We start from the raw sequence: 1327 nt of genomic DNA on the forward strand, positions 1-1327 counted from the left end.
GACTCGATTTTGAGAAATTAAATTCATTTGTTGGTACAGGCATGGACTGAATCTGTTCATATCTCCATTTCAATCCAATTCCATTAGCCAATAAATCATCCCAGTTCTTGCCTCCATATATATCACCTGAATATGCGTATGAAGCCATAATATGTGTATAAAGATATTTATTAGTATCATTTGTAACCTGATCATCTTTAAAAACATCTCCAGGTCCACCATAACCGTAGTAAAGAACTTTTAAAAGTGCCTCGTTTGTATCAATGACACTATTTGCATATTGTCCTTCAGGTGGAGTTTCTTTAGAAGATTCCAAGCAATACGCTAAACTGCCGTTTATATAGCACATTTTTGTAGACCAGTTTCCAAGCCAGCTCGGATAGTAAATTTCCTGTCCCCAAGTCAGATTAGATGTAAAAGCACTCACATTGTTAAAATTATTAAGCACTAAAAAAATAGAAATAGATAGGGTAAATAAAATTTTTAAAAAACTTTTATATTTTCTCATATCTTTTATTCCTCATTATTATTTTTTATTCAATAGGTCCTACTTATCCTTTTCGATAATGCCATTAATAATATTGACGGCTTTCGCCGTCAATATTTAGCCCTCATAAATATAAAAAATATCATAATTTATCCCCTATTCTGTACTTTAAGAATAATAAAAGATGGCTATTATAAACAACCATCTAATATCCCATTATTTGTTTGTACTCTTCATAAGTTATACTCTTCTTATTAAAACCTGAGAAATCATAAGCATCATTCGGTAATGACATGGCATTTGGATTCCACTTTTCTTCTCTGCCTGCCCAAGAACCATTAAATGTTCTATCACCAACTTTATAAGACCATTCTACATAAATATATTTTTTAGTAGTTTCTCCTGTTGATCCAGTATTTCCTGAACCTGATCCACTTCCAGAACTTCCACCTGAATTACCACTATTTCCTCCAGAACTGCTACCACCAGATGTTCCTCCATTTGAAGGCTTGTTAGAACCACTACTAGATGATCCTGAGCTTCCTCCAGTAGAACCAGAAGGTTTGCTTCCAGAACTATTAGAGCTGCTATTTGAATTGTTTCCACTAGATACTACTTTATCTCCAGATGAATCTGCTTTTTTCTTAACAGTATTTTTAACTGTTTTCGTTCCGTCAGCATTAGTTACTGTCTCTTGCACTACCACTTCGTCCTCAGCGACTAATGGTAGAGCAATTACTGTTACTTTAAATTCTATTTCGTTCTTATTCCCATTGACATCCTCGACGTTTGCTTTAGCAATATATTCCATAGGCACATTAACATTAATTGTACTATAGT

At 33.7% G+C, this 1327-nt stretch carries 1 protein-coding gene and 1 pseudogene; both read right to left on the reverse strand.

What is annotated here, in order from left to right; translation table 11 throughout:
• Positions 1-508: thioester domain-containing protein (locus KSU54_RS18415; protein WP_272491017.1), on the reverse strand; the 508-nt coding region annotated here is incomplete at its 3' end.
• Positions 509-692: 184 nt separating this feature from the next.
• Positions 693-1327: pseudogene (locus KSU54_RS18420) on the reverse strand (hypothetical protein); the annotation flags it as partial.

The sequence above is a fragment of the Erysipelatoclostridium sp. MSK.23.31 genome (assembly GCF_019125875.1).
Classification (GTDB): Bacteria; Bacillota_I; Bacilli_A; order Erysipelotrichales; family Coprobacillaceae; genus Thomasclavelia; species Thomasclavelia ramosa.